Origin of the sequence: Nocardia sp. NPDC057668 (assembly GCF_042799795.1) — a bacterium.
In the GTDB taxonomy this organism is placed as follows: domain Bacteria; phylum Actinomycetota; class Actinomycetes; order Mycobacteriales; family Mycobacteriaceae; genus Nocardia.
Window position 1 is genome coordinate 52,706 of sequence record NZ_JBHVIC010000003.1, and the last position, 26,648, is coordinate 79,353.

General features: G+C 70.7%; 23 protein-coding genes. 11 read left to right on the plus strand and 12 right to left on the minus strand.

The window, feature by feature from the left end:
- Positions 1-284: 284 nt before the first annotated feature.
- The 4 genes from ACFVBH_RS18880 to ACFVBH_RS18895 all read right to left on the minus strand — a co-directional run bounded on the left by ACFVBH_RS18880 (position 285) and on the right by ACFVBH_RS18895 (position 5,921).
- Positions 285-2,114 carry an AMP-dependent synthetase/ligase gene (locus tag ACFVBH_RS18880; protein ID WP_379002931.1) on the minus strand — a complete coding sequence of 610 codons (1,830 nt, stop codon included), beginning with the start codon at positions 2,112-2,114 and terminating at the stop codon, positions 285-287.
- 176 nt (positions 2,115-2,290) lie between these two features.
- Positions 2,291-2,968, minus strand: a complete 678-nt coding sequence (locus ACFVBH_RS18885; RefSeq protein WP_354990073.1) for a GTP cyclohydrolase — start codon at positions 2,966-2,968, stop codon at positions 2,291-2,293.
- Between the two features lie 68 nt (positions 2,969-3,036).
- Complete coding sequence (gene ribA, locus ACFVBH_RS18890; RefSeq protein WP_379002933.1) at positions 3,037-4,236, minus strand: GTP cyclohydrolase II RibA; 1,200 nt, start codon at positions 4,234-4,236, stop codon at positions 3,037-3,039.
- A gap of 230 nt (positions 4,237-4,466) precedes the next feature.
- Positions 4,467-5,921 (minus strand): carbohydrate kinase family protein, encoded by a 1,455-nt coding sequence (locus ACFVBH_RS18895; protein ID WP_379002935.1) that lies wholly within the window; start codon positions 5,919-5,921, stop codon positions 4,467-4,469.
- Between the two features lie 819 nt (positions 5,922-6,740).
- On the opposite strand from ACFVBH_RS18895, the gene ACFVBH_RS18900 reads away from it, so the two are divergent.
- Positions 6,741-7,127, plus strand: coding sequence for a hypothetical protein (locus ACFVBH_RS18900; protein WP_379002937.1), 387 nt, complete (start codon positions 6,741-6,743; stop codon positions 7,125-7,127).
- A gap of 19 nt (positions 7,128-7,146) precedes the next feature.
- Here ACFVBH_RS18900 and ACFVBH_RS18905 read toward each other — a convergent pair whose 3' ends face one another.
- The 3 genes from ACFVBH_RS18905 to ACFVBH_RS18915 are packed head-to-tail and all read right to left on the minus strand — an operon-like array spanning position 7,147 to position 9,517.
- Entirely contained in the window at positions 7,147-8,226 is a 1,080-nt protein-coding gene (locus tag ACFVBH_RS18905; protein ID WP_379004529.1) for a quinone-dependent dihydroorotate dehydrogenase, read from the minus strand.
- Positions 8,227-8,243: 17 nt separating this feature from the next.
- On the minus strand, positions 8,244-8,504 hold the full coding sequence (locus ACFVBH_RS18910; RefSeq protein ID WP_354990069.1) for a DUF5703 family protein: 261 nt from the start codon (positions 8,502-8,504) through the stop codon (positions 8,244-8,246).
- Positions 8,504-9,517: a hypothetical protein gene (locus tag ACFVBH_RS18915; RefSeq protein ID WP_354990068.1), complete on the minus strand. Its 1,014-nt coding sequence runs from the start codon at positions 9,515-9,517 to the stop codon at positions 8,504-8,506. The genes ACFVBH_RS18910 and ACFVBH_RS18915 overlap by 1 nt, the downstream gene beginning before the upstream one ends.
- 280 nt (positions 9,518-9,797) lie before the next feature.
- On the opposite strand from ACFVBH_RS18915, the gene ACFVBH_RS18920 reads away from it, so the two are divergent.
- The 4 genes from ACFVBH_RS18920 to ACFVBH_RS18935 all read left to right on the plus strand — a co-directional run bounded on the left by ACFVBH_RS18920 (position 9,798) and on the right by ACFVBH_RS18935 (position 13,251).
- Positions 9,798-10,157: a hypothetical protein gene (locus ACFVBH_RS18920; RefSeq protein WP_354990067.1), complete on the plus strand. Its 360-nt coding sequence runs from the start codon at positions 9,798-9,800 to the stop codon at positions 10,155-10,157.
- A 102-nt stretch (positions 10,158-10,259) separates the two neighbouring features.
- The gene (locus ACFVBH_RS18925) at positions 10,260-10,796 is read left to right on the plus strand and encodes a hypothetical protein (RefSeq protein WP_354990066.1); all 537 of its coding nucleotides are present in this window, start codon (positions 10,260-10,262) and stop codon (positions 10,794-10,796) included.
- Entirely contained in the window at positions 10,796-12,898 is a 2,103-nt protein-coding gene (locus tag ACFVBH_RS18930; RefSeq protein WP_379002940.1) for an MMPL family transporter, read from the plus strand. Before ACFVBH_RS18925 ends, ACFVBH_RS18930 begins: the two co-directional genes overlap by 1 nt.
- On the plus strand, positions 12,895-13,251 hold the full coding sequence (locus ACFVBH_RS18935; RefSeq protein ID WP_379002943.1) for a YrdB family protein: 357 nt from the start codon (positions 12,895-12,897) through the stop codon (positions 13,249-13,251). The genes ACFVBH_RS18930 and ACFVBH_RS18935 overlap by 4 nt, the downstream gene beginning before the upstream one ends.
- Before the next feature lie 123 nt (positions 13,252-13,374).
- Here the strand turns inward: ACFVBH_RS18935 and ACFVBH_RS18940 are convergent, their stop codons facing one another.
- From ACFVBH_RS18940 to ACFVBH_RS18960, 5 genes are all read right to left on the minus strand, one after another.
- The gene (locus tag ACFVBH_RS18940) at positions 13,375-13,890 is read right to left on the minus strand and encodes a GNAT family N-acetyltransferase (protein ID WP_379002945.1); all 516 of its coding nucleotides are present in this window, start codon (positions 13,888-13,890) and stop codon (positions 13,375-13,377) included.
- Between the two features lie 240 nt (positions 13,891-14,130).
- A complete protein-coding gene (locus tag ACFVBH_RS18945; RefSeq protein ID WP_379002947.1) occupies positions 14,131-14,994 on the minus strand; it encodes a heme ABC transporter ATP-binding protein in 864 nt (287 codons plus the stop codon).
- The gene (locus ACFVBH_RS18950) at positions 14,991-16,130 is read right to left on the minus strand and encodes a FecCD family ABC transporter permease (RefSeq protein WP_379004532.1); all 1,140 of its coding nucleotides are present in this window, start codon (positions 16,128-16,130) and stop codon (positions 14,991-14,993) included. The genes ACFVBH_RS18945 and ACFVBH_RS18950 overlap by 4 nt, the downstream gene beginning before the upstream one ends.
- A gap of 272 nt (positions 16,131-16,402) precedes the next feature.
- Positions 16,403-17,446 (minus strand): hemin ABC transporter substrate-binding protein, encoded by a 1,044-nt coding sequence (locus ACFVBH_RS18955; protein ID WP_379002949.1) that lies wholly within the window; start codon positions 17,444-17,446, stop codon positions 16,403-16,405.
- Between the two features lie 21 nt (positions 17,447-17,467).
- Positions 17,468-18,430: an aldo/keto reductase gene (locus ACFVBH_RS18960; RefSeq protein WP_354990059.1), complete on the minus strand. Its 963-nt coding sequence runs from the start codon at positions 18,428-18,430 to the stop codon at positions 17,468-17,470.
- Between the two features lie 294 nt (positions 18,431-18,724).
- On the opposite strand from ACFVBH_RS18960, the gene ACFVBH_RS18965 reads away from it, so the two are divergent.
- From ACFVBH_RS18965 to ACFVBH_RS18990, 6 genes are all read left to right on the plus strand, one after another.
- Positions 18,725-19,669, plus strand: coding sequence for an undecaprenyl-diphosphate phosphatase (locus ACFVBH_RS18965; RefSeq protein ID WP_354990058.1), 945 nt, complete (start codon positions 18,725-18,727; stop codon positions 19,667-19,669).
- A 16-nt stretch (positions 19,670-19,685) separates the two neighbouring features.
- Positions 19,686-20,420: a histidine phosphatase family protein gene (locus ACFVBH_RS18970; protein ID WP_379002952.1), complete on the plus strand. Its 735-nt coding sequence runs from the start codon at positions 19,686-19,688 to the stop codon at positions 20,418-20,420.
- A 24-nt stretch (positions 20,421-20,444) separates the two neighbouring features.
- Entirely contained in the window at positions 20,445-21,029 is a 585-nt protein-coding gene (locus ACFVBH_RS18975) for a DUF3090 domain-containing protein (RefSeq protein WP_354990056.1), read from the plus strand.
- 1 nt (position 21,030) lies between these two features.
- A complete protein-coding gene (locus ACFVBH_RS18980) occupies positions 21,031-21,801 on the plus strand; it encodes an SCO1664 family protein (protein ID WP_354990055.1) in 771 nt (256 codons plus the stop codon).
- Positions 21,802-21,971: 170 nt separating this feature from the next.
- Positions 21,972-23,210 carry a cysteine--1-D-myo-inosityl 2-amino-2-deoxy-alpha-D-glucopyranoside ligase gene (mshC, locus tag ACFVBH_RS18985; RefSeq protein WP_379002954.1) on the plus strand — a complete coding sequence of 413 codons (1,239 nt, stop codon included), beginning with the start codon at positions 21,972-21,974 and terminating at the stop codon, positions 23,208-23,210.
- A gap of 343 nt (positions 23,211-23,553) precedes the next feature.
- Complete coding sequence (locus tag ACFVBH_RS18990; RefSeq protein WP_379002956.1) at positions 23,554-26,538, plus strand: crotonase/enoyl-CoA hydratase family protein; 2,985 nt, start codon at positions 23,554-23,556, stop codon at positions 26,536-26,538.
- Positions 26,539-26,648: the final 110 nt, after the last annotated feature.

The following is a 26,648-nucleotide window of genomic DNA, read 5'->3' on the forward strand; positions in this document are numbered from 1 at the left end:
TCCCGCAGCAGCGCCACCACCCGCTCCGCCGTCTCCGCCGACGCCACCGCGCGCGGCCCCCCGTGCACCCCCCCCCCCCGCTCCCCCCCCCCCCCGCGCGCGTTGTTTTGGTCGGGCCCCGGCCGGCCCCCGGGGGCGCGCGCCCGGGCCCCACGGCGCTTTCCGAGATTCGCGCTCGATGCGGGCGCATCCGCCCGCGGTGGTCGGCCCCCGGGGATGGCTGTGGCCCTGGAGTCGACGCTCCAGGGCCACAGCGGTTTACCCGACGATCAGGGTCCCGGGGATCAGGACAGGTTGATCACGTTCTCCGGGGCGGGGGTGGTGTAGAGCGCGGCGATCTCGGCCGCGTACTTGGTGGTGATGGGGTTGCGCTTGAGCTTGAGGGTGGGGGTGAGCTCGTCACCGCCGGGGTCCCAGCCCGCGTCCAGCACGACGAAGCGCTTGATCTGCTCCACGCGCGAGAGTTTGGCGTTGGCGGCGGTGACCGCGGCCTTGATCTCCTCGATGATCTCCGGGTGCACCGAGAGGGCCTTGAGGTCGGCGTCGGGGGTGCCCAGGGCCTTGGCGCGCACGACCGCGGTGTCGGGGTCGAGCACGATCAGCGCGGCGATGTAGGGCTTGGCGTCGCCGATGGCCACGATCTGCCCGATCAGCGAGGACTGCGCCTTGACGCTGTTCTCGATGTTGGTGGGAGACAGGTTCTTTCCCGCCTCGCTGATGATCAGTTCCTTCTTGCGGTCCACGATGGAGATGTAGCCGTCACCGTCGATGGTGGCCACGTCGCCGGTGTGCAGCCAGCCGTCGGAATCGATGGCCTCGGCGGTCTTGTCGGGCATCTTGCGGTAGCCGTGGGTGACGATCTCGCCCTTGAGCAGCAGTTCGCCGTCCTCGCCCAGGCGCACTTCCACGCCTTCCATGGGGATGCCGACGGTGCCGGGCTTGGGCTTGTTCAGCGGGGTGTAGGTGCCCACGCCCGAGGTTTCGGACATGCCCCACACCTCGGTGACGGTGAAGCCGAGTCCGAGCATGTATTCCAGGGTTTCGGGCGGGATGGCCGCCGCGCCCGAGGCCGCGACCTTGAGCTCGTCGAAGCCCAGCGCGTGGCGCAGCTTGCCCAGGACCAGGGCGTCGGCGAGCTTGTGCTGCACGTTGAGCAGCGGGCCGCGCCCGGTGCCGGCCAGGTCCGCGCGCGCGGCTTGCACGCCGACGCCGATGGCCCAGTTCGCCAGGGACTTCTTGACCGGGCTGGGTTCGGTGGCGAGCTTGGCGTCGATGCCGGCCTTGATCTTCTGCCAGACGCGCGGCACGCCGAAGAAGGCGGTGGGGCGGGCGTCGGGCAGGGCGGCGGCGATCTCGCGCGGATCGGGCACGGTGGTCATCTGCACGCCGGTGAACAGGTTGGCGCAGTGGCCCGAAATGCGGTCTGCCACATGGGCCGCGGGCAGGTAGGACACCGAGCGGTCGTCGAGGCCGACCGTGAGCGGGCCGGTGACCAGGCCCGAGATCTGAGCGACCACGTTGCGGTGGGTCAGCTCCACGCCCTTGGAGGGTCCGGTGGTGCCGGAGGTGTAGATCAGGGTGGCGATGTCCTCGGCCTTGACGGCCTTCCACGCGGCGTCGAAGTCGAAGTCGGCGGCGGGGGCGGCTTCGACCTCGGCCAGGGTGACGGTGCCCGCGGCACTACCTTCGACCAGCACGATGTGCTCGAGCTCGACGCCCGCGCCGCGGACCGCGTCCAGGAAGGCGGGTTCGGTGATGACGACCTTGTTCCCGGCGTTGGTGAACAGGTGCGCGATCTGCTCGGCCGAGGAGGTGTTGTAGATCGAGAACGGCGTCGCGCCCAGGTGCAGGGCGGCGGTGTCGACCAGGTTGAACTCGGGCCGGTTGGTGAGCATGATGCCGACGGTGTCACCGTGCGATACGCCCAAGCCGGCAAGTCCGGCCGCGATGCTGCGTACGTGTTCCCCGTACTGCGCCCACGTGATCTCCGTGGTGCCGCCCACCGTCCGCAGTGCCACCTGTTCGGGGCGCAGGGTGAGCGTCTCCTGGAACGCCTCCGGAATCGTGAAGACCGTTTTGCCCGATTTGTGCGGATAACCGATGTCTGTCGTCATAGCCCTTTTCCGATTGCCTCTCGCTTCACCCGCCACACGCGCACCCCATCCGACCTGCGCGAACTCCGACGTTTGAACGAACGGCAAACACTTCACGCGATGGCGCGACGCCCTGTGTGTGGCGCGGCTCACTCATCGTAGCCAGAAAATCGCAGCTGTGTCTCGCGCTACAGCACTCATCCAGAAAATCGGGCATATCGGACACGCCCCCAGGCGCCGCGGGCCGCCCGCACCGCCCAGCGCGCCCCGGGAGCGGGGGGCCGATGCCCGCCGAGGCGATGCTTGGATTCCATGTACCGGCGGGCACGCTCACTGCGCGGGGCGGTCCACAGCGGAACCTCGCACACCCGAAGGCCCGCCTCGCGCAGGGCCCGGGCCTTGGCCGGATTGTTGGTCAGCAGGCGCACCGACCGCAGCCCCAGGCCCGAGAGCGCCTCGGCGGCGTGCTCGTAGGACCGCGAGTCGATCGGATGCCCGAGCATCTGGTAGCTGGTGAAGGTGTCCACCCCGATCTGGGCGCCCAGGCGCAGACCCATCGCCTTGACGATCAGGCCCGACCCGCGTCCTTCCTGTTCGAGGTAGATCAGTACGCCGGCGCCTTCGGCCTGGATCATGTCCATGGCCAGATCGAGTTCGGGTCCGCAGTCGCAGTCGTCCGATCGCAGGGCGTCCCCGTACAGACAGCGCGAGTGGATCCGCACCAGGCAGTCGTTGATCGCGTCGTGCGCCCCGAATTCGATGAGGTGCCCCACGATCGGCTGCCCGCGCCCGGCCCGCAACTCCAGTACCCGTCGCACCCGGAGCTCACCGCCCTTGCGGGACAGTGCATGCGCGGTCGAGTGACGCTCGTTCACGGGCCTTCCAGCTGCTGCGTGGTTCTGGCCATTATGACCGATCCGCGCCGGGGCCGACCGTGCCTCGGCTATCGATCCGGATGCATTCGCCCGCGGGCCCAGCGTCCGCGGGAGAGCTGAATTCGCGCCCGCAACAAGCGAGTTCGCGACCAGCCGCAGCGTCCCGCGATCAGCCCGAGCAGCACCGGCAGGGTGTGCCCGGGCCCGAGTACCTCGGTGAACACGGTGGCGGGCACGACTTTCCAGATCAGCACCGCGCACACTCCGCCCACGAGGCCGACGTAGCAGAGCATCAGCGCGCCCTGGGCTATCCGCTCCCACAGCCAGAAACGGGGCAGCCGGTGCCCGCGGGCGGCCCGTTTGGCGGCCAGATAGCGTGCCGTGGCGCGGTTGGCGGGGCGAATGCGCAGGGGCAGGTGCTCGACCGCGAGCCCGCTCGCGCGCAGGGCACGAACTTTGTCCGGGTTGTTGGTGAGCAAACGAATCGAGCGCAGGCCCAGGCGGTTCAGTGTCTCGGCGGCATGATCGTAGGAGCGGGCGTCGGGGGCCAATCCCAGCCGCGCGTAACTGGCGAAGGTGTCGAGCCCGTCCTGCTGGCTGACACCGTAACCGCGCGCCTTGGCGACCAGTCCGGCCCCGCGTCCTTCCTGTTCGAGGTAGATGAGCACGCCCGCGCCTTCGGCCTGGATCATGTCCATGGCCAGGTCCAGTTCGGGTCCGCAGTCGCAGTCGTCCGATCGCAGGGCGTCCCCGTAGAGACAGCGCGAGTGCACCCGTACCAGGCACCCGTCGGTGAGAGCGCCGAACAGCAGTGCGTGCCCGTCGAGGTCGCCGTCCCCGACCGGTAGGACCCGGGTGGAGATCGTGCGCCCGTACCGGGTCATCCGGTGCCGGGTGGCCGCGAGGCCGGGGACCGGCGGCAGGACAGCCGCCGGGTGATCGGCGGCGCGGGTGCCGGTGCGGGCCGGTGCGCCCCGCAGGCGCGCCCATCGCCGCGTGACCGGGTTGCCCACGCGCGCGGGGTGTTCCGGCTCGCCGGGGCACGGTGTTCGCGGTGTGGGTTGTGCGGTCGTGGCGCCGGGCGATCCCGGCGGCGGCTCGGCGCCGGGGGCGGTCGGCGGCGACGCCGGGGCGTCGGGCTCGAGTGTGGGCGGCGTGCCGCCGGCCCGGGCCGGGTCCGCGGGGATGGCGGTGTCGGTGCGCGGGGCCGGTGTGGTGCGCGCGGCCGTCCGGTCGCGGGCATCGTCGAGCGCGGCGATCGGCGTCACCAGTGACCCTCCGGTACGTGTCAGCGGAATGCGGCTGACCGCACCTTGGATCGGCCCGCGCGAGATGCTACGGCCAAAATCCCGCGTTCTTCGCGCGCGGCGGGCGTTTCGCCGATGGCGGCGCGTCGCGGGGCGCGGGGGATCACCCCCCGGCCGACTCCGCGTCCGGCCGTTCGGCGCGGGTCACGGGCGCACGATCGCGCCCCGGCCCCGGGTCGAGCGCGGTTGTCTCACTTGGCTATCGGAGTGTGGTCGCGATTTGCGGTGGTCAGCGGGGCACGGGCGTCGATGCCCTGGATCGAGGGCATGGATTCGGGGATGTTCGAGGCGGGGGTGCGCGCGGCGATGGCGGCGGTGACCCATTCGAAGTCGGCGTCCTGGGCGGGGCGGCGGGTGGTGGTGAGGCGGTAGGCCAGGGCGGAGGAGAAGGCGCTGGAGGCTCCGGCGGCGAAGTCGGCGGTGTCGTTGACGTGCCGGACCCGGGTGTGCGCGGTGCGTGAGCGGATGGTGCATCCGTGGCTGTCGATGAGGCAGACCGCGTGCACTCCCCATTGCAGCAGCCGGTTGGTCGATTCCTCGGCGGTGCTGCCGGGCCAGGTGGCGGTGAGTTCCTTGGCGGTGCCGACGAGGTAGTCGACCGCGGCCAGGTGCGGGTAGAGGTGCCGGGGCAGCACCGTGGGCGGTGAGGCGCTGACGATGAGCCAGGGGCGCGGGGCCATGGCGTGCACCATGGCCAGAACGCGCGCGACGATGTCGATGGGCTGCTCGAAGGTGACCAGTACCGCGTCCGAGGCCGCCAGGGCCGCGCGCACCACGGCGCTGTCGATGTCGCGCTCGGTCAGGCGCAGGCGGTCCTGTTTGAAGGCGATGGCGGCGGATTCGCCCGCGAGGGTGAGGATGACGGTGGTGACGGGGGTGCGGGCGGTGTCGGTGACGGTGACCAGGCTGGTGTCCACGCGCTGCGCGCGCAGGTAGTCCACGATCCAGTGGCCGTCTCCGTCGTCGCCGATGGTGGCGACCAGGCGGGCGTCGATGCCCAGGCGAGCCAGGGCGACCGCGCGATTGAGGCCCTTGCCGCCGGGGTGGCGTACGAAATCGCCCCAGTGCGAGGTGCCGGGCTCGGGGAAGGTCTCCACCACGCTGATCTGGTCGACGACCGCGTCGCCGACCACGGTCACGGTGGGGCAGCGTCCGGGGTCGCCGGGGTCGCCGGGGTGGGTCAGGTCCAGTTCGGAGCCGGTGGTGAGCAGGCGGGCCAGGGCGGTGAAGGCCTGGGTTTCGGGGGTGTCGCGCAGGGTGCGCACTTTCGGGGCGGCCGGGACCTGGTCCGCGCCCAGGGCGTCGTGCAGGGTCCGCCAGTGCGTGGCCAGGTAGGCGCGGCGCTCGCCGAGATCGGGTCCGTAGAGCCGGTCCAGGTCCAGGCCCGCCGGTGGGGTGTCGCGCAGCAGGCCCAGGCTCAGTTCGGCGTCCACGATCAGGCGCTGGGTCGGCGGGAGGCGGCGGGCGAGCTGCCCGACGACGAGGGGGACCGCGGCCTGCGGGGTCAGCGCGCGCAGATGCGCGTAGCGGCGGACCACGGCCAGTTGCAGCAGGGGGGTGGTGTCGATCTCGGTGCTGTGCAACCTGTCCGGGCTCAGGCCCGAACGTTTGCGCAGCCGGGTGAGTACCCCGCGCACGGCGACCATACCGGGGTCCTGAGCGGTCGGCACCGGGTCGGCTCGGCGGGAAGGGTGGTTTCTCGTCATTCGCTCCCCACGATACTGTTCGAGCGGGTGTGATCGATAGGACGACGGCGTCAATTCCACTGCGCCCGAAGCAATTGCCGGTATTTCACGACTAATTCCAGCGTCGATCTTCAGATTTGGTGCGCAACAGACAATGGTGCTGCGGATCCGCCGAGAAGCTGTTCCCGCGTGCGTGTTTCGGGTGGCGGTGGTGTCGCTCTACGATACCGGCGGTCAGGTTTATCCCACAAAGGAATCGTCAATTCCCTTATGGTAGTGGCAAATGCCGGACACGAGCGGCAAATGCCATACTGGTGTCGGCGAATTATCGCCTCCGCCAGACGGTTCGGGAGGTTCTGGTGCAACCAGCGCGTGTACGGGGTGGGCGCGGGCGCACGCGGGGAACCACGGTGAAACATGTCATGGCGGTACCGCATCGGCGGATGATGGAGCGGGGCAGACAGTGACCCCATTCCTTTTCCGGTGGGCAGGCGTACCGCCGGCGCCCTCATCGCCGAGGGCGCCCGGGGGTGGCGTTTGCGTGCCGGGCGGCGTGGCATCCGGGAGGAACTCGGACAAGAGGCAGTGGAAAAACTACGGGAATGCCCGCGGGGTATTCCGGCAATTCGGGCGGGAGTGGACCATTGGATGAAATACCGACCGCCCGGCACTCGATACGTGAGACAGCAGAGACGACGCGACCCGACAACCACACCGCCGTACTCGCACACACGGCCCAGGGAGGACCACGCTGTGACAATCGCTATCACCCACCGGGCGATGACAAGTGACATCACCCCCGAATTCGCCATTCGCGGCAAAGGCGAACAACTCTGGTGCCTGAGCTGGCTACCGGAGGCGACCCTGACCCGCGAACAGGCCCGGGCCGGAATGGAATTGGACGAAATCCTGTCCGACCCGGAGGTGGTCTTCGACGACAGCGCGCACTGCGCGGCCGCCGATCGCGCCGCGGCCCTGGGCATTCTGGTCGAGCACGCGGTCATCATGCTCGCCCAGCGCATGGCCGAGCGCGCCCAGCGTCGTGCCACCCCCGCGCGCCCGCAGGACACCGAGACCGTCGAGGCGGTCATGGCCGGCTGGTACAGCACCCCGGCCCCGCGCACGCCCGCGGCCACCGGGGCGCGCTCGCAGCATCTGTGGGCCTGACGCCCCGAGACGGACCGGGTCAGGCGCGGGCGGTGTGCCCCGCGCCGACGGCCTCGGACAGATTCGCGTACCCGTGCGCGCGCAGCTTGGCGGCCAGTCCGCGATGGATGCGACGCGCCCAGAACGGCCCGCCGTAGATGAATCCGGTGTACCCCTGCAGCAGCGAGGCCCCGGCCAGGATGCGCTCGAACGCCTGATCGGCGGTTTCGATCCCACCGACCGAGATCAGCACCAGCCGGTCCCCGACCCGCGCGTACAACCGGCGCAGCACCTCGAGCGAGCGCTCGGCCACCGGCGCCCCGGACAGTCCGCCCGCCCCGAGCGCGGCGACCGCCTCGGGATCGGTGTCGAGCCCGTCGCGGCGAATGGTGGTGTTGGTGGCCACGATGCCGGCCAGTCCGAGTTCCACGGCCAGATCGGCGACCGCGTCGATGTCCTCGTCGCTCAGATCCGGGGCGATCTTGACCAGCACCGGCACCGAGACACTGTCCAGCACCGCGCGCAGCAGCGGGCGCAGGGAGGCGACCGCCTGCAGATCGCGCAGGCCCGGGGTGTTGGGGGAGCTGACGTTCACGACCACGAAATCGGCCAGCGGGCCCAGCAGCTTCGCGCTGATCGCGTAGTCGCCGGCCGCGTCCTGGGGTTCGACGACCTTGGTCTTGCCGATGTTCGCCCCGATCGGCACCCCGCCGGGCCGGCGCCCGGCCAGGTGCGCGGCGGCGGCTTCGGCGCCGTGGTTGTTGAAGCCCATGCGGTTGATGAGCGCGCGATCCGCGGGCAGCCGGAACAGGCGCGGCGCGGGATTGCCGGGCTGGGCCTGGGCGGTGACGGTGCCGATCTCGGCGTAGCCGAAACCCAGTGGGCCCCAGGCGTCGGCGCCCTCGGCGTCCTTGTCGAATCCGGCCGCGAGCCCCAGGGGTGCGGGGAAATCGACCCCGAACACGGTGGTGGCCAGGGTGGGCTCTTGCGCGACAAGCAGTTTCGAGGTCACCCAGCGGCCGGGCGCGAATCGGGTGGCCAGTTTCATGGCACCGAAGGCCAAGTGATGGATGCGCTCGGGAGGGAGCACGAACATCACCTTCAGCAGCAGGGCGTACAGGCGCTCGGACATGCGGGTTACATCACCGCCTCGGGTGTCGGGGATAGAGAACTTTTTCGCCTGCGCAGCAGGACGCGGCGGCTGCCGTCGGTGTAGGCGCGCACGCGCGATAACTCCCAGCCGCCGAATTCGGCCTGGATGCTCAGGCGCATGGAGGCGGTGACCCGGTTCATCTCCGGGGGCAGGCGTAACGGCACGTATTCGTACTCGTCGCTGGTCTCTTCCCAGCCCGCCGGTAGGTCGCGCGCTGATCGCGCTGATCGTGAGGCCCGAGCCATCACTGCCCTCTCTTCCGCTGGTCCGCGCCGATCCGCTGCAGACCGTCGCCGGTCGCGGATCCCACGAACATGTCACCGGTGCGGTCGTCGATGGTCACCGAGTTGGGCTGGCGCACCGTCGGGTAGCGCCCCACCTCCACCGGTATACCCGTCGACAGGTCGTAGCCGACGACTTCGTTCTGGCCTGTCAGCGTCACCCACACGGTCTCGGACCGCTGATCGTAGGCGAGTGCGTAGGGCGAAGAGCCTACCGGGAAACGCTGGTGCAGGACCAACGGATCGGCGGTGTAGACCAGCAGCTCGTGGCCGATGGTGTCGGTGACGATGCGGCGACCGAAGTGGTCCCCGATCATGCGGGTGGCCCCTTCGCCCGCGCGCAGGGACAACCCGGGCCGGTCCTTGTCGAGGTTGAGTTCGCTGATGATGGTCTGGCGCCGGTCCAGCACCACGATGTCCTCGCCGGTGGCGTCGACCTCGTCGGCCGAGATCAGGCCCGAAATGGTTTGCCGCACAGCCCCGTCCGCGCCCAGGATCAGGACCTTGCCCGAGCCGAGCCCGGCGATCAGGTCGCCGTCGGCGCGGCGGGCGACCGCGCGCACGTCCCCGTCCACGCGCACCAGGGCGCTGAGCCCGGTCGCGGCTTCCACGCGCAGTACCGCGTCCGGGACCGCGACCAGGATCTCCCCGGGCACGCCGGGGGCGAGGTCGGCGGCGTTGCCGGGCAGGGTCAGGGTGCGGGTGCGGTCGCTGCCCGGATCACGCAGGCGCAGTACGTTTCCCGGCTCGAGCACCTCGGCCAGTACTCCGGTCTTCGGTTCGCTGAGCAGGGCGGTGATGGGCGCGCTGGCGATGACGGCGCCCGCGGGGGCGCCCGCGACGGCGGGGGCCGCGGCCGGGGTGGGCGGTTCGATGGTGGGTTTGTCGGCGGTGTCCTCACCGGAGGAGCATCCGGCCAGCAGACTCAGCACGGCCGCGCCCGCGAGGGCCGACCGGATCCAGCCGCGACGGCGCATGCAGCGAACTCCTTACCTGACCGACAAAATCATGCGTGCTCGTTAATCTGACCATGATCCCCGACCCGAGCCGGTGGGCGGGGGTGCCGGTGATCGGCGCGCCGTGATGCGGGGCACGCCGGGGTTCGTTCCCGCATGACCGGGATTCCCCCGTTTGGACCCGGCCGAACCCGGGCATCCGATGCCGGCCGGTCCTGTGACGTGACATGGGGTTTCGGCGGTGATGTCGGTGGGCACGGTTACCGTGGAGGGTGATTATGGGCTGGGTCAGGGAGTTCTGTTGGTGAGCGAGCACACCCCGGGCGTGCCGGGTTTCGCCGTGGAGGATGTGACCGTGGGCGTGTACGCGCACGGGTTCGGGGTGACCGGTGACGGGCGTTCGTTCGCGTTCCGGACCGTGCGCTCGACGCTGACCCTGGAGATCTATCGGCCCGATCTCGAGGCCGAGGTGCCCGCGGCCGAGGATGTGGTGGCGCTGGCGGTCGCGCGGGTCACCGATGTCGATCTCGATGACGAGCGCAGTGTGATCGCGCTGGTGCGTGATCTGATCCCGCAGGCGGCGCCGGTGCCCGCGCCCGCGCAGGGGGTGACCGTGCGCGCGCTGCTGGGCCGGCTGGGCGCGGTCCTGGACGGGATGTGAGGGCGCGCCCGCGTGCGGGGCGCTGTGACGCAGAGATCATCGCCGCCGCGCGCGCATGACAGACTGTCGGCAAGCAACCGCAGTTCGAGCCCGAGGATGTTGATGGCCTTTCCACGCACCCCCATCGTCACCGCCGCCGTTGTTCTCGCCGTGCTCGGCGCGGCCGGTTGCGGTGATGGTTCCGGTGACGACGCTTCGGTGGAGGCGGCGCGCTCCTCGGCCTATGCGGCGTTGAGTTCGTCGTCCGCGGCGGTGGCGGCCACCAGTGCCGCGCGCCCGCCGATTCCGACCGCGGCCGAATTGGACGCGCAGATCAAGTCGGCGCTGGATCCGAATCTGCCCGATGGCGAGCGCACCGCGCTGATCGAGGACGGGGACGCGTTCAAGGACGCGATTCCGGACATGTACAAAGCGCTGCAGGACAATCCGCGCGCGGTGTACGGGGTCAAGGATCCGGTGTTCGACAATCACGACGGCACCCTGACCGCGACGCTGAGCCTGGACAAGGACGGCACGGGCTCCAATGTGCGCACCACGGTGGTGCATTTCGTGAACAAGGACGGGCGCTGGAAGATCTCGCGCACCGATCTGTGCGGCATTCTGCGCTCGGCCGACTATCGCACCAGCGCCTGCGGCTGATGCTCGAATCGGGTTCCCTGCGGTGGGGGCGTTTCATCCACCGCCATCGTTTCGCGGTGTTCGCGGTGTTCGGACTGCTGGTGCTGGCCTCGGGGTTCTACGGGCGCGATCTGGGTGATCATCTGACCCAGGAAGGCTGGTTCGACGAGAGCAGTGAGTCGGTGGAAGCGTCCAAGCTCGCCGATTCCACGTTCGGGCGCGACACCGACAGCGATCTGATCGTGCTCTACACCGCCCCGGCCGGGCTCACCGTGGACGACGAGCCGGTGCGTTCGGCGGTGGCCGCGGAGCTCGAGCGCCTGCGCACCGAGTACGGCGAGCAGATCCTGAAGATCGACTCCTATTGGGACGGCCCGCTGATGGGCCAGTTCGCCGATCCCGCGCGCACGCACGCCTTCGCCAGTATCGGGTTGCGCGGGGACGGGGGCACCGACACGGTCGAGAACTACATGAGCGTGAAGGATCATTTCGGCGCGGGTTCACCGGGCGCGGGCCCGGGCGGTACGACGGTGCAGCTGGCGGGGATGCAGCCGGTGGTCGAGGGCATCAACACCGGCATGCAGGACGATATTCTGCGCGCGGAGATCATCGCGCTGCCGATCGTGGCGCTGCTGCTGTATTTCGTGTTCGGCGGGGTGATCGCGGCGCTGCTGCCGGTGCTGATCGGCGGGATGACGATTCTGGGCAGTCTCGGGATCATGCGGATGCTCACGAACCATCTGCAGGTGAACGTGTTCGCTTCGGCGGTGGTCACGTTGGTGAGTTTGGGTTTGGCGATCGACTACGGGTTGTTCGCGGTGACCCGGTTCCGGGAGGAGCTGGCGGCGGGGCGCAGTGTGGAGGAGGCGACCGCGCGCACGATCGCGACCGCGGGGCGCACGGTGTTGTTCTCGGCGGCGATCATCGCGGTGAGTTTGGGTGCGTTGTTCATCTACCCGAACGGGGTGCTGCGCTCGGTGCCGCTGGGCGGTATCTCCTCGGTGCTGCTGGCGGCGGTGCTGTCGGTGACCGCGTTGCCGGCGGTGCTCTCGATCGTGGGTGAGCGGATCGATTTCCTGGGCTGGAAACGGTTTTCGAGTCTGCGCACCGCCGCGCAGATCGATGCCGGGTTCTTCTCGCGCCTGGCGGTGTTCGCGATGCGCAAGCCGTGGCTGGTGATCGCCCCGATCGTGCTGATGCTGCTGGCGTTGATCCTGCCGTTCCGCAACATCGAGTTCGGCGGGTTGAGCGAACGCTATCTGGCCTCGGACAACCCCGCCCGGGTGGCGCAGCAGGATTTCGACGCCACGTTCCCCCAGTTCCGCACCGAGCCGTTGAAATTGGTGATCACCGGCGCGAACGCCCAGCAGCTCTCCGATATCCGGTACGAGGCCAATCAGGTCGCGGGCCCGTGGATGACGGGGCCGTTCGATCCGGTGGCCCCGACCAAGGACGGGGTCACGGTGCTGGGCAGCGGTCTGGCGGACAAACGCGACGCGGACACGGTGATCGCGGCGCTGCGCGAGATCGACGAGCCCGCGGGGGTGCGGGCGATGGTGGCGGGGGTGCCCGCGCTCGAGCGGGACAGCATCCTGGGGTTGATCGAGGGGTTGCCGTTGCTGGCGGCGATTCTGATCGCGGCGGCGCTGGCGCTGATGTACGCGGCGTTCGGGTCGATGGTGCTCGCGCTCAAGGCGGTGGCGATGAGCGCGCTGTCGCTGGGGTCGACGCTGGGGATTCTGACGTGGATCTTCGTGGAGGGGCACGGGGCGGGGCTGTTCGATTTCACCCCGGGGCCGTTGATGTTCGCGGTGCTGGTGTTGATCGTGACGGTGTTGTTCGGGCTGTCCACCGATTACGAGGTGTTCCTGCAGTCGCGCATGGCCGAGGCCCGTAAGGACGGGGCGTCCGCGCCCGAGGCGATCCGGTACGGGATCGCGCACACCGGTGGGGTGATCACCTCCGCGGCGGCGATCCTGATCGTGGTGACGGGGGCGTTCGGGTTCTCGGATCTGGTGCTGATGAAGTACATCGCGTACGGGATGATCGCGGCGTTGGTGTTGGACGCCACGGTGATTCGGATGCTGCTCACCCCGGCGGTGCTCAAGCTGGTGTGGAAGTGAGCGCGCTCAGGGGCGCCAATCTGCTGGTGATGTTCGCCCTCGAGCTGACGGTGCTGGGGTCGGCGGCGTTCTGGGGCGCGACGGTGCCCGATCCGGTGCCGGCGCGGATCTTCGCGGCGGTGGCGGTTCCGACGGTGTTCATCGTGGTGTGGTCGTTCTTCGGGGCCGCAGCCGATGCCCGCTATCCGCAGACCGGGTGGCGGCGGGCGCTGCTCGAGCTGGTGTGGTTCGGCGGTGGCGCGGTGTTGCTGGGGTGGGCGTGGACGCCGTGGGCGGGGGTGGCGATGTTCGCGGTGTGGGCGGTCAACGGGGTGTTGCGGGTGGTGTGGGGGCAGGTCGGGCAGGTGCCCTGAGGGCCCGGTGCTGTGCCGCGAGGTGACCGGCGAGCCGGTGCCGGGTGGGATCTGACATCCACCCGGCACCGGCTCCGGGGTTCCGGTCTCCGATCGGTCGTCCGGTAGCGCGGTTCGCGCGGGTCAGATGTCGCCGAATGCCTTGGCGTACCGGATTTTTCCGCCCGGCAGCGTGGCGGCCGGGTTCAGGCTCAGGGCCATGAGCGCGTCGTCGGGGACTTCGACGTTCATGGCGATGCCGTGATCCGAGGCGCGGGTGAAGCCGAAGCGCGGGTAGTAGCTCGGATGCCCGAGCACGGTCACGAACTGCTCGCCCCTGGCCGCGGCCACGGCCAGGCCGGCGCGGGTCAGGGCGTCGCCCATGCCGCGGTTCTGGTGGTCGGGCAGGACCGAGACCGGCGCCAGGCACAGCGCGGGGGTGGCGCCGATGTGGTTGCGGGTCAACAGCACATGGCCGATGGGGGTGTCGAATTCGTCGACCGCGACCAGGGACAGCGCGGGGATCCAGGCCGGGTCGGCGCGCAGGGCGTCGACGAGTTCGGCTTCGGCGCCGGTGTCGAAGGCGGCGGCGACGATGTCATGGACGGCGTCGCGGTCGGCGAGCATTTCGGTGCGGATGTTCCAGGTGGGTGTGCGCATGGTGGGGCACAGTCCTTTTCGTGTGTGGTGTGGCCGCGCGGAGCGCGCGGCGCGGGACGGGAACGGGTCAGGCCGTCGCCGTGGGTGATGTGGTGATCGGGTAGGCGACGGCCTCGCGCGCGGTCATCAACATCACTCCTCGTCCGGGGGGTTCGGCACACACGAATGGGTGCGGGGGCATGAGAACGAGGCCACGCTACCCGAACCGGGGAGCGAACCTCCAGCTATTTGCCTGTGTGGTCAGTGGTCGTCGTGGCGCCCGCGCACCGGCAGGACCAGTTGCGCGCCGGTGACCGGGTGGTCGAACACGTCGACGGGGTGCTGGTAGACGCGGGTGAGCAGGTCGGCGGTCAGGACCGTGCGCGGTGGGCCGTCGGCGGCGACGCGCCCGTCCTGCAGGACCGCGACGCGGTCGGCGTAGGCGGCGGCGACCCCGAGGTCGTGCAGCACGACCACGACCGCGGCGCCGGCGGTGGCGCGGTCGCGGGCCAGGCGCAGGACCTGTTCCTGGTGTCCCAGGTCCAGGGCGGCGGTGGGTTCGTCCAGCAGCAGGGTGGCGGTGTCCTGGGCCAGCACGCGCGCCAGGGCCACGCGGGCGCGTTCGCCGCCGGACAGGGCGGGGAAGGTGCGCCCGGCCAGGTGTTCGACGTCGGTGGCGGCCAGGGCGGCGGCGATGCGCTGTTCGTCGTGGCGCTGTCGTTCGGTGCGGGCCCAGGGCGCGCGGCCCATGGCCACGACTTCGCGTGCGGTGAACGGGAATCCGACGGTGTGGTTCTGGGGCAGGACCGCGCGGCGGCGGGCCATGTCGATCGGGGCCCAGCGGGTCAGGGGTGTGCCGTCGAGTTCGACGGTGCCGCTGCTGGGTTCGAGTTCACCGGCCAGGGCGGCGAGCAGGGTGGATTTGCCGGCGCCGTTGGGGCCGACCAGGGCCACGATCTGTCCGGCGACGACCTCGAAGTCGACTCCGGACAGCACTTTTCGGCCGCCGCCGCGTTCGAGGTCGACCCCGTGCGCGGACAGGGTGACCGTGCCGGGTGCGGGGGTGCCGGGCAGCTCGTGCTGACGGGCGAAGAGCCCGCCGAGTTTGTTTTTCGTGGTTGTCATGCCCAGCCTCCCGCGCGGGCCCGGGTGCGTCGCAGCAGCCAGAAGAAGAACGGGCCGCCGACCAGGGAGGTGAGCATGCCCAGGGGCAGGTCGGCGTTGTGGACCAGGGCGCGCGCGCCGATGTCGGCCGCGACGAGCACGACCGCGCCCAGGATCGCCGAGAGCGGGATGAGCACGCGGTGCGCGGGCCCGACGAGCATGCGGACCAGGTGCGGGACGATCAGGCCGATGAACAGGATGATGCCGGTGAACGCGACCCCGGCGGTGGCCAGGATGGCGACCACGACGATCACGTTGCGGCGCAGGCGTTCCACGTCCACGCCCAGGTGCGCGGCCGCGGATTCGCCCAGGGCGAGCAGGTCCAGGCGCGGGGCCATGAGGATGGCGGCCCCGACGCCGATCAGGGTCAGCGGCGCCACGATCGCGACCGAGGACCAGGTGGAGCCGTTGAGGCTGCCCAGTTGCCAGAACACGATCTGATCGCGCGCCGCGGGGGAGGCGGTGAACAGCAGGAACGAGATGAGCCCGCCGGCGAAGGCGTTGATGGCCACGCCGGTCAGGACCAGGGTGACCACTTCGGTGCGCCCGTTCGAGCGTGAGAGCGCGTACACCAGGAACGTGGTGATCAGCCCGGCGACGAACGCGCCCGCGGCCACGGACCAGGACGCGACGAACGCGCCGCCGACGACGATGACGGTGCCCGCGCCCACGGCGGCGCCGGCCGAGACGCCGATGACGCCGGGTTCTGCCAGGGGGTTGGCGAACACCCCCTGCAGTAGCGCGCCCGCGGTGGCCAGGGCCGCGCCCACGAGCATGGCCATGACCACGCGCGGGAACCGCACCTCCCACAGGGTGAGATCACCGGCGGGGTGCGCGGGCATGGGTCCCCAGTCCAGTCCCATGCGATGGAACAGGCTGCCCGCGACCTCGGCGGGGGTGGTGGGCACCTGCCCGACCGCGGCCGAGATCAGCGCCAGCACGATCAGCGCGAGGACGGCGGCGGTGAAGATGAGCGTGGTCCGCGACCACGTTCCGCGCCGCGCGGGCGCGGTGGCGGGGTGATCGCTCGCCGTGGTGAGCGTGGTGCGGGTGCCCGCCTGGTCGGTGGTGGCTCGCACGCCGGTGCCCGAGGTGATCGCCGCGCCCGGGAGCGTGGGTGTCCCCGACTCCATGGTTGCCGGGTCCGCGCCGGTCAGCGCATGCGCGACTGCCGGGTCCGCCCCGGTGCCGGCCGGCGTCGTGGCGGGCCCGAGTAGATCCGAGGTGTGGTGCGTCTCGGGTCCGTCGGCGCCGGGGCGGTGTGTCAGTGCGGCCGAATCCTGGTGCGGGGCAGGGTGTTCCGGCCCCGGCGTGCGCGGTTCGGGGGGTGGTGCGGGTGACACGGGCCGATCGTGGGGGTCCTGGGGGGTCATGCGGTCTTTTCGCCGTAGACGGCCTGGGCCAGGGCCTGCACGACGCGGCCGGTGTTGGGGCCGAAGGACAGCAGGACCGCGTCGGACATGTCGACCACGCGTTTGTTCTTGCCGGCGGGGGTCTGGGCGATGCCGGGGATCTTGGCCAGCCCGTCCACACCGCCGACCGAGGACAGGCCATCGCTCATGACCAGCAGCACGTCGAGGGCCGCGGCGATGAGGGCTTCGCTGGTGATGGCGATGAACGGCTCGCTGACTCCCGAGGCGGTGCCGGCGTCGGTGCCGCCGATGGCGGCGATCAGCGAGTCCGCGCCCGAGCCGGGGCCCGCGATCATGGCGATGGCGGTCGAGCGCAGGTACAGGAACGCGATGCGCGGCTTGGGCTCGCGCGCGGGGACCGCGGCGGTGGCGGCGTCGATCTCGGCGCGGGTGCGCTGGCCCAGGGTCTTGCCCGCGGCGGGTACGCCCAGGGCGGCGGCGACGGCTTCGATCTGCGGCACGACCCCGTCCATGGTGCGCTGGGGGTCGAAGTAGACCACGGTGATGCCCAGGGCTTTGAGCTGATCGCGCATGACCGCGGTGGCGCTGGTGGTGTCGGTCAGGAACACCGAGGGGCGCAGCGCGGCAATGGCTTCCACGTTCAGGGTGCCCGACCCGGCGGTGACGTTGGGCAGGTCCTCGACCGCGGGGAACGCCGCGGAGGTGGAGCGGCCCACGAGGTTGGGTCCGAGTCCGAGCGCGACGACGGTCTGGGCCAGGGTGCCGTAGCGGTCCGCGGCGATGATGCGGCTCGCGTCGGTGACGGTGACCTCGCTGCCGTCGAACGAGCGCACCGTGGCCGGCAGCACCGGGGTGGGTGCGGGCGCCAGGGGTACGGGGTCCAGGTCGGTCAGGGTTGCGGTGGCCGGGCCCTGCGGCCCGGTGCCCGAGGTGCTCTCGCCGGTGCCGCAGGCGGTGGCGCCGATCAGCAGACCGGCGCCCAGCAGCGCCGACACCGCGCGCAGGAGCAGCTTCGGGCGACCGTTCACGCTAGACCTCATGCAGGTAAGGCTAACCACGGGTCATTCGGTGCGTGCACTGACGTCTCCGAGTGCGGCCGCGATGGCCCGCGGCAGCTCCAGCGTCTCGGCGGCGATCACCCCGGTGAGCTGGCCGATGTCGCGGGCGCCCACGATGAGCGAGGCCACCCCGGGCTGATCGCGCACCCACGCCAGGGCCACCGCCAGGGGTGAGGTGCCCAGGCCGTCGGCGGCGGTGACGACGGCGTCGACCACGCGCACGGCCAGATCGTCGAGGCGGGCGTTGATCTCGGCGGCGGTGGCCTCGTCGGCGCCGCGCGAGTCCGCGGGCACGCCGTCGCGGTATTTGCCGGTCAGGATGCCCCCGGCCAGGGGTGCGGTGGCGATGACGCCGATGCCGTGATGCTGTGCGGCGGGCACGAATTCGTGTTCGACCCCGCGCGCGAGCAGCGAGTACGGGTGCTGGGCGGCGGTCAGGGGCGCGGTGGCCGCGAGGGTGGCCAGTTGCCAGCCGTCGTAGCCGCGCGCTCCGGCGTAGCGCACGCGCCCGGTGCGCACGGCGTATTCGAGTGTGGCCGAGACCTCTTCGAGGGGGGTGTGCGGATCCCAGGCGGCCACGGTCCACAGGTCCAGGTGATCGACCCCGAGCAGGGTCAGGGTGCGGTCGAGCTGGCGCATCATGGTGCGCCGGGAGGCGTCCACGCGCCAGCGGGTCGGGGCGGGCGCGGGTCCGGCGGCGGGGTTCACCCGCACCGGGACCTGGCCCGAGCACACGCTGAGCACCAGGTCCTCGCGGCCGAACTCCTTGACCAGCGGGCCCAGGATCTGTTCGGCGGCCCCGTCGCCGTAGGCGGGGGAGCAGTCCACCAGGGTGCCCCCGGCCTCGGCGAAGGCCATCATTTGCGCGCCGGCGTCCTCGGCGTCGGTCTCGCGGCCCCAGGTGTGGGTGGCCAGCCCGATCCGTGAGACCCGAAGTCCGCTGCGCCCCAGCGTGCGCTGTTCCATCACCGCGCTTGCTCTTTCATCACAGGGATCAGCCTAAGGGCACGGGTCCCCTGTTCCGGGGTATGCCTCGCGGCGACCGTAAATGCCTGCGCGTCTTGGACAATCGCCCGGCACGGTGCGGGGGTGCGCGTGCCCGCGCGGGCGGGCGGGCCGGCGGTGTGCGCGCACCGCTGTCGGGGATTCGCCCCTGCCCTGTAGGGTCGCTGCGGTGTTCGGCGGTCGAAACCGCCGCAGGTGGGCGAATTGTCCACCGGCAGCCGACGATTCGGGATTGGAGGTCGTGTGGGCGAGTCGATGACATGGATACAGGCCCTGGTGTTGGGCGCGGTGCAGGGGCTCACGGAGTTTCTGCCGATCTCGTCCTCGGCGCACATGCGCATCGTGTCGGCGGTGTTCTTCGGCGACGACGCCGGCGCCTCGTTCACCGCGGTCACCCAGCTGGGCACCGAGCTGGCGGTGCTGGTGTATTTCGCCAAGGACATCTGGCGGATCCTGGTGGCCTGGTTCAGCACGCTGTACATGCAGTTCACCGGTACCCGGCCCGCGCCGCTGCCCGCCTCGGAGCAGCTGACCGCGCAGTTGCCGATGTACACCGACGGCACCCTGGACTACGAGGCGGAGTACGAACTCGATCCCGACGCCCAGCGCGAACTGGACTATCGCATCGGCTGGTATGTGATCATCGCCACGATCCCGATCGGTGTGCTGGGATTCCTGTTCAAGGACGAGATCCGTACCGGCGCACGCAATCTGTGGATCATCTCGGCGAACCTGATCCTGTTCGCGCTGGTGATCGCCGCGGGTGAGTACTACGGGCGCAAGATCCGCCCGATCGAACAGCTCACCACCCGCGACGGCCTGGTGATGGGTTTCGCGCAATGCCTGGCGTTGATCCCGGGCGTGTCGCGCTCGGGGGCGACCTCGACCGCGGGCCTGTTCCTGGGGTTGCGGCGCGAGGCCGCGGTGCGGTTCTCGTTCCTGCTGGCCATTCCCGCGGTGCTGGCCTCGGGGTTGTTCAGTCTCCCCGATGCTTTCGAACCCGCCGGTGAGGGCCTCAACGCCTCGGGCGCGCAGATCCTGGTGGCCACGGTGGTGGCGTTCGCGCTGGGCTATGCCTCGGTGGCGTGGCTGCTCAAGTTCGTGTCCAAGCATTCGCTGGACTGGTTCGTGGGCTACCGCATCGTGCTGGGCCTGGCGGTGATGGCGCTGCTGGCGACCGGCGTCGTGTCGGCCACCTAGTCGGTAGGCTGTCCCGGTGACGGTGATCCTGTTGCGGCACGGCGTCTCCACGTCGAACACTGCCCACACTTTGGCTGGTCGGAGCGCCGGTGTCGATCTCACCGATCGAGGTCGCGAACAAGCGCAGAATCTGGTGCAACGGCTCGGGGCCCTGCCGATCGAGCACATCGTGTCCTCTCCGCTCTTACGCTGTCAGCGAACTGTCACCCCGCTCGCGGACAAGCTAGGGCTCGAGGCCGAACCCGATGAGCGGTTGCTCGAGGTCGACTACGGCGAGTGGACGGGCCGCCCGCTGAGCGAGCTGGTGAACGAGCCGCTGTGGAAGATCGTGCAGCGGCACGCCTCGGCGGCGGTGTTCCCCTCGGGAGAAGGCTTGGCGCAGGTGCAGTTCCGCGCGGTCGCGGCAATCCGCGAGCGTGATCGGACCTTCGCCGACGAGCACGGCGGTGACGTGTTGTGGGTGGCGTGCACGCACGGCGATGTCATCAAGTCGGTGCTGGCGGACGCGTTCGGCATTCACCTGGACGGATTCCAGCGGATCGTGGTCGAACCGGCCTCGGTGAGCGTGGTCCGCTACAGTCCAACCGCTCCGTATGTGTGGCGGGTGAACGATACCGGCGCGGATCTGTCCAGCTTGGCGGCGATTTCGCCGCAAACCGGTCGCGAATCGCGATCGGGGCCGGTGCCCGGAGGTGAAACGGGTACCACCGGTAGTACGGGTAATGGGGATGCCGAGCACCCCGATTCTTAAGGTGAACAGCTGTCAGGAGGTGCCATGGGCCGAGCTATCCATATTTTCCGCACCCCCGATCGTTTCATCGCCGGCACCGTCGGCGAGCCGGGCGACCGCGCCTTCTACCTGCAGGCCGTGCAGGAGCCGCGCGTGGTCAGCGTGTTGCTGGAGAAGCAGCAGGTGAAGGTCTTGGCCGATCGGATGGGGTTGCTGCTGGACGAGGTGCAGCGCCGCTTCGGCACCCCGGTGCCCCCGCAACCCTCCGATGTGGCCGATGTGGCCCCGCTGGTGACCCCGATCGAATCCGAATTCCGGGTCGGCACCATGGGTTTGGGCTGGGACGCCGACGCGGGCGCGGTAGTGGTGGAGTTGCTGGCGATCACCGAGACCGAGGTCGACGAGTCGGTGGTCCTGGATGACACCGAGGAGGGCCCGGACGCGGTGCGGGTGTTCCTGACCCCGATCCAGGCGCGGGAGTTCGCGTTGCGGTCCACGCGGGTGATCGCGGCCGGGCGCAAACCGTGCCCGCTGTGCGGGGAGCCGCTCTCGGCGCAGGGGCACATGTGTGTGCGCACCAACGGGTACAAGCGCGGTGACATCTTCGGCGCGAGCGAGGCCGAGGAGTGAGATGAGCACCGATCCCCTGTACACCGCGGACCTGTCGGTGATCGGGCAGGTCACCACGGCCTCGAACGTGACCCTGGTGTGCGCGGCCGGGGACGTGCGGGTGGTGTACAAGCCCGAGCGGGGTGAGCGCCCGCTGTGGGATTTCCCCGACGGCACCCTGGCCGGGCGCGAGGTTGCCTCGTATCTGGTCTCGGATGCCCTGGGCTGGGGGGTGATTCCGGAAACCGTTCTGCGCGAGGGCCCGCTGGGGCCGGGCATGGTGCAGCGCTGGATCGAGACCACCGAGGATCCCGAGCGGCTCGATCTGGTGGATCTGTGCCCGGTGGGGCAGGTTCCGGACGGGTACCGGGAGGTGTTGCGGGCGCTGGACCCGGGGGGCCGCCCGGTGTCGCTGATCCATGCCGCCGATGAGCGCCTGCATCGGATGGCGGTGCTCGATGTGCTGATCAACAACGCCGACCGCAAGGGCGGGCACGCGCTCGAGGGCCGCGACGGGCGCGTGTACGGTGTCGATCACGGGATCTGCCTGCACACCGAACCCAAGCTGCGCACGGTGCTGTGGGGGTGGGCCGGTGAGCCGATCGAGGATCAATTGCTCACCGACATCACGGTTTTGGTGAAGGCGCTGCCGGGTGAGCTGGGCGGGCGTTTGAGCGAGCACATCACCGACGCCGAGATCGAGGCTCTCGAGCAGCGGTGCCGGGCCGTGCTGGAGAATCCGGTGATGCCGTTGCCCGCTTCCCAGCGCCCGATTCCGTGGCCGGCGTTCTGAGTGCCCGGCCCCCGGATCCGAAAACGTTGTATGCATCATGATTTCAACCATTGACGTGTGCGGGCGGGTCGTTAAGGTGCTGGTCGGGCGCGCCTTACCCGCCGGGGGCGCGGCGGTGCTGTGCGGGGGCGGGCGGGTCGTCCCGCGAGCGCACCGTTAACCTGAAATCCATGCAGTCCTGGTCCGATATCGCTGTCCCGACCGTCCCCGGATCCGGACCGCCGTTGCGCTTGTACGACACCGCCGACCGGCAGGTCCGCCCGGTCACCCCGGGCAAGACCGCCACCATGTACGTGTGCGGCATCACCCCCTACGACGCCACCCATCTCGGGCACGCGGCCACCTATCTGAGCTTCGATCTGGTCAACCGGTTGTGGCGCGATGGCGGGCACGAGGTGCGGTACGTGCAGAACGTCACCGATGTGGACGATCCGCTGTTCGAGCGGGCCGCGCGCGACGGCATCGATTGGCGGGATCTGGGCGCGCGCGAGGTGGAGCTGTTCCGCGAGGACATGAGCGAGTTGCGGGTGCTGCCTCCGGCGCAGTACGTGGGCGCGATCGAGTCGGTGCAGGAGGTCGTGGAGCTGGTCGACAAGCTGCTGGCCTCGGGCGCGGCGTACGTGGTCGATGATCCGGAGTTCCCGGACGTGTATTTCCGGCACGACGCGACCGAGCAGTTCGGGTACGAGTCCGGGTACGACCGGGCGACCATGGACCGGTTGTTCGCCGAGCGCGGCGGGGATCCCGAGCGCCCGGGCAAGCGTGATCCGATCGACGCGCTGCTGTGGCGGGCCGCGCGCGAGGGTGAGCCGTCGTGGCCGGCGCCGTTCGGGGCGGGCCGTCCGGGCTGGCATATCGAGTGCGCGGCGATCGCGTTGAACCGCATCGGCACCGAGTTCGACATCCAGGGCGGGGGCAGCGATCTGATCTACCCGCATCACGAGTACTCCTCCGCCCATGCCGAGGCCCTGGTCAAGGGCCGCCGGTTCGCGCGCCATTACGTGCACGCGGGCCTGATCGCCTATCAGGGCGAGAAGATGTCCAAGTCGCGCGGCAACCTGGTGTTCGTGTCGACGTTGCGCCGGTCGGGCACCGACCCGTCCGCGATCCGCCTCGGGTTGTTCTCCGGGCATTACCGCCAGGACCGGGAGTGGACCGAGCAGACCCTGGCCACCGCGCTCGCGCGCCTGGATCGCTATCGGGCCGCGGTCGCGCTGGCCTCGGGCCCGTCCGCGCAGGACACCGTCGCGCGGGTGCGTCAGCATCTGGCCGATGATCTCGATACCCCGAAAGCACTGGCGGCCCTGGACAATTGGGCCGATCAGGCGCTGGCCTACGGCGGGCCCGACGCGAGCGCCCCGGCGCTGATCCGCGACGCGGTCGACGCCCTGCTGGGTGTGCGCCTCTGATCGATGGCCCGTCCCGGCCCGATTCACCGATGGCCCGTCGCGCAGTGGCTGCGCGGCGGGCCATCGTGGTTGGGGGACAGCTCGATTGGCGTGGATCCCCACCTCGCACCGCCGGATCACGGCCCGAGGCGTCCAGGTTTCCGCAACAGGTGCCGGCAACCGAGTCGATCATCATGCAGGTCCGGTCGCCGCCGTGCTCGGCGGCATCGATGCCGGTGCGCCGCGTTGGCGGGCGGGGGATCTCACCATGTGGGCCGGGGGTGGTGTTCGCCCTTCCGGCGGGCCGCTCGGGGGCGATACGGTGAGGCTTTCACTCTCTCACCCTCAATGAGGAGGTTCGACGGTGACCGAGGTTCCCGGGTTCGAGCGGCTGCGCGCGGTGCTGGCGCAGGGTCGTGTGGTGCGCAAGCAGATTCGAGCCGGGGGTGATCTGCTGGGGGCGGTGCGCCGCGATCCGCGGATCGTGCGGGATCTGGTGTCGGGCCTGACCGGCGGTGCGAGCACGCCGCCGCCCGCGGTCGATCTCGGGGACCGTGTTCCGCCCGCGGGGTTGAGCGAGTACGCGCGCACCGCGCACGCCGCCCAGCGTCTCGAGGCCGCGCCCGAGACGGTGGCCGCATACCTGCTGGGGTTGGGGAACATTCCGCGCTGGTTCACCTTCCACGCCGGGTGGCGCGGGGCCGAGCCGGGGCAGGCCGAGCCGGGACTCGAGTTCACCCAGGTCGCCAAGTTCATGGGCATTCCCGCGGATCTGCGCTGGAGCGTCGCCGCGGCCACCGACACGGGCCTGGAACTGCGCGGCACCGGCCCGCAGGGACTGACGCTGGGGCTGTGGATGACGGTGACCCCGGACGGGCCCGGCTCGATGGTGTACCTCGACGCAGGACTGGCGGGCGCCCCGATCGAGGGCCCGCTGGGCGGCACGGTGGCGCGCAGTCTGGGTGAGGCGCTGACCGACTCGCTGGCGTCCTTGCCCGCGGTGCTGGCCGCGGCTCCGGCCGGGACCGGTCGCGCGGCGCGTAAAGCGGTGCGGCACATCGCGTCCGGGACGGTGCTCGCGCCCACGACCCCGGTGCTGGTGGGCGTGGGCCAGGTGGTGACCCGCACCCCCGAACCCGAGTTCCCCGATCCCTCGGCGCTGGCGGTGCGCGCGCTACGGGCCGCGGCCGCCGACGCCGGGGCCGGTGCGGGGCTGCTGGCGGACGCGGACGCGGTGTTCACCGTGGCCCCCACCTCGTGGCAGTACCGGGATCTGGGTGCGCTGGTGGCCGCGGCGGTCGGGGCGGGCACGGTGGACACGGTGCAGTCGAGCCCGTTCGGCGGCGACGGCGGGCAGTTGGTGATCAACGAGGCCGCGGCCGCGATCGCGGCCGGGGACTACGAGATCGTCCTGGTGACCGGCGCCGAGGCCGGGGCCACCGCGGCCGCGGCCCAGCGCGCCGGGGTGGATCCGGGCTGGCCGGTGCAGGATTCGCAGGTGCGGCCCACGCGCACGGTCGGGATCGACAAGGCGGCCAACAACGCCGCCGAGACCACCGCGGGCCTGCTGGCCCCGATCAACATGTACGCGCTGATCGAATCGGCGAACCGGCACCGCCTGGGCCGCACACTCACCGAGCACGCGAGCGCGGTCGCCCGGTTGTGGTCGCGGTTCTCCGCGATCGCGGCCGCCAACCCCTATGCCTGGCAGCCGGTCGAGCAGACCCCCGAGCAGATCGCCACGGTGTCCGAGGCCAATCGGATGATCTCCGCGCCGTACACCAAGCTCGAATGCGCGAACCTGACCGTGGACATGGCCAGCGGCATCATCATCACCAGTGCCGCCGCGGCCGAGGCCGCCGGTATCGCCCAGGACAGGTGGGTGTTCCTGCACGCGGGCGCCTCGGGCAGCGACGAGTGGTTCGTCAGCGAGCGCACCGAGTTGGCGGCGTCCCCGGCGATCGCGGCCCTGGGCGCGGCGGCGCTGGGTCATGCCGGGATCACCGCCGATCAGCTCACCCACGTCGATCTGTACGCGTGCTTCCCGGTGGCGGTGCAGATCGCCGCGCGCGAACTCGGCCTGCCCGCCGAGGATCCGGCGCGGCCGCTGTCGGTGACCGGCGGGCTGACCTTCGGCGGCGGGCCGGGCAACAATTACGGCGGGCACGCGGTCGCCACGCTGGTGCAGCGCCTGCGCGCCGAACCCGAGGCGTACGGGCTGGCGACCTCGCTGGGCTGGTATCTGACCAAGCACGCGCTGGGGGTGTATTCGGCGACCCCGCCCGCGCGCGCCTACGCGCATCTGACCCCGGTGATCGAGCATCCCCCGGCCCGGCGCGCGGTCACCGGCTATTCGGGTCCCGCGGTGGTGGAGGCGTACACCCTGCCCTATGACCGCGACGGTAAGCCCGAGGCCGCGATCGTGAGCGTGCTGACCGAGTCCGGTGACCGAATCCTGGTGCGCAGCACCGACACCGGCACCGTGCACGCGTTCACCGACTCCGATCTGCTGGGCGTGCCGGTCACCGTGGACGGGGACATCATCGAGGTGACCGGCAGCGACCGACTCGCCCTGCCCGCGCCGCCGCCGGCGCCGGTGCTGATCGAGCGCCGCGGGCACGTCATGATCATCACGATCAATCGCCCGCACGCGCGCAACGCGATCGATCTGGCCACCGCGCTGGGCATCGAGCGCGCCATCGACGCCTACGAGGCCGATCCGGGCGCGCGCATCGCGATTCTCACCGGTGCGGGCGGATACTTCAGTGCCGGAATGGATCTCAAGGCCGCCTCGCGCGGTGAGGTGCCGATCACCGAGAAGCGCGGCATCCTGGGCCTGGTCGCGTTGCCCCCGCGCAAACCGCTGATCGCCGCGGTGGAGGGCCCGGCGCTGGCGGGCGGGTGCGAGCTGGCGTTGTGCGCGGATCTGATCGTGGCCGCCGCCGATTCGATGTTCGGCATTCCCGAGGTCAAGCGCGGGCTGGTCGCGGTGGGCGGCGGGGTGCTGCGCCTGTCTCAGCGCCTGCCGCGCGCGATCGCCATGGAATTGACCCTGACCGGTGATCCGATCACCGCCGCGCGCGCGGCCGAGCTGGGGTTGATCAATCAGGTCGCCGAACCCGGTGGCGCGCTGGCCGCGGCGCTGGTGCTGGCCGAGCGGGTGGCGGTGAACGCGCCGCTGAGCATCGACGCGGGCAAGCAGATCATCGATCAGTGCCCGGATTGGTCGGTGGCCGAGGCGTTCGCCAAGCAGGGTCAGATGGCCGCGGCGGCGCTGTCGTCGCTGGACGCGGGTGAGGGGATGGCCGCGTTCGTGCAGAAGCGGGCACCGGTCTGGCAGGGCCGCTGACCCGCTCGCCGGGATCGGGGCTGCGAAAGCCGCTGGGCGTCAACGCCTGTGATGCACACTCTCGATGTCGCGTATCGGTGAGACCCGCACCGATACGCGAGGATCGAGGA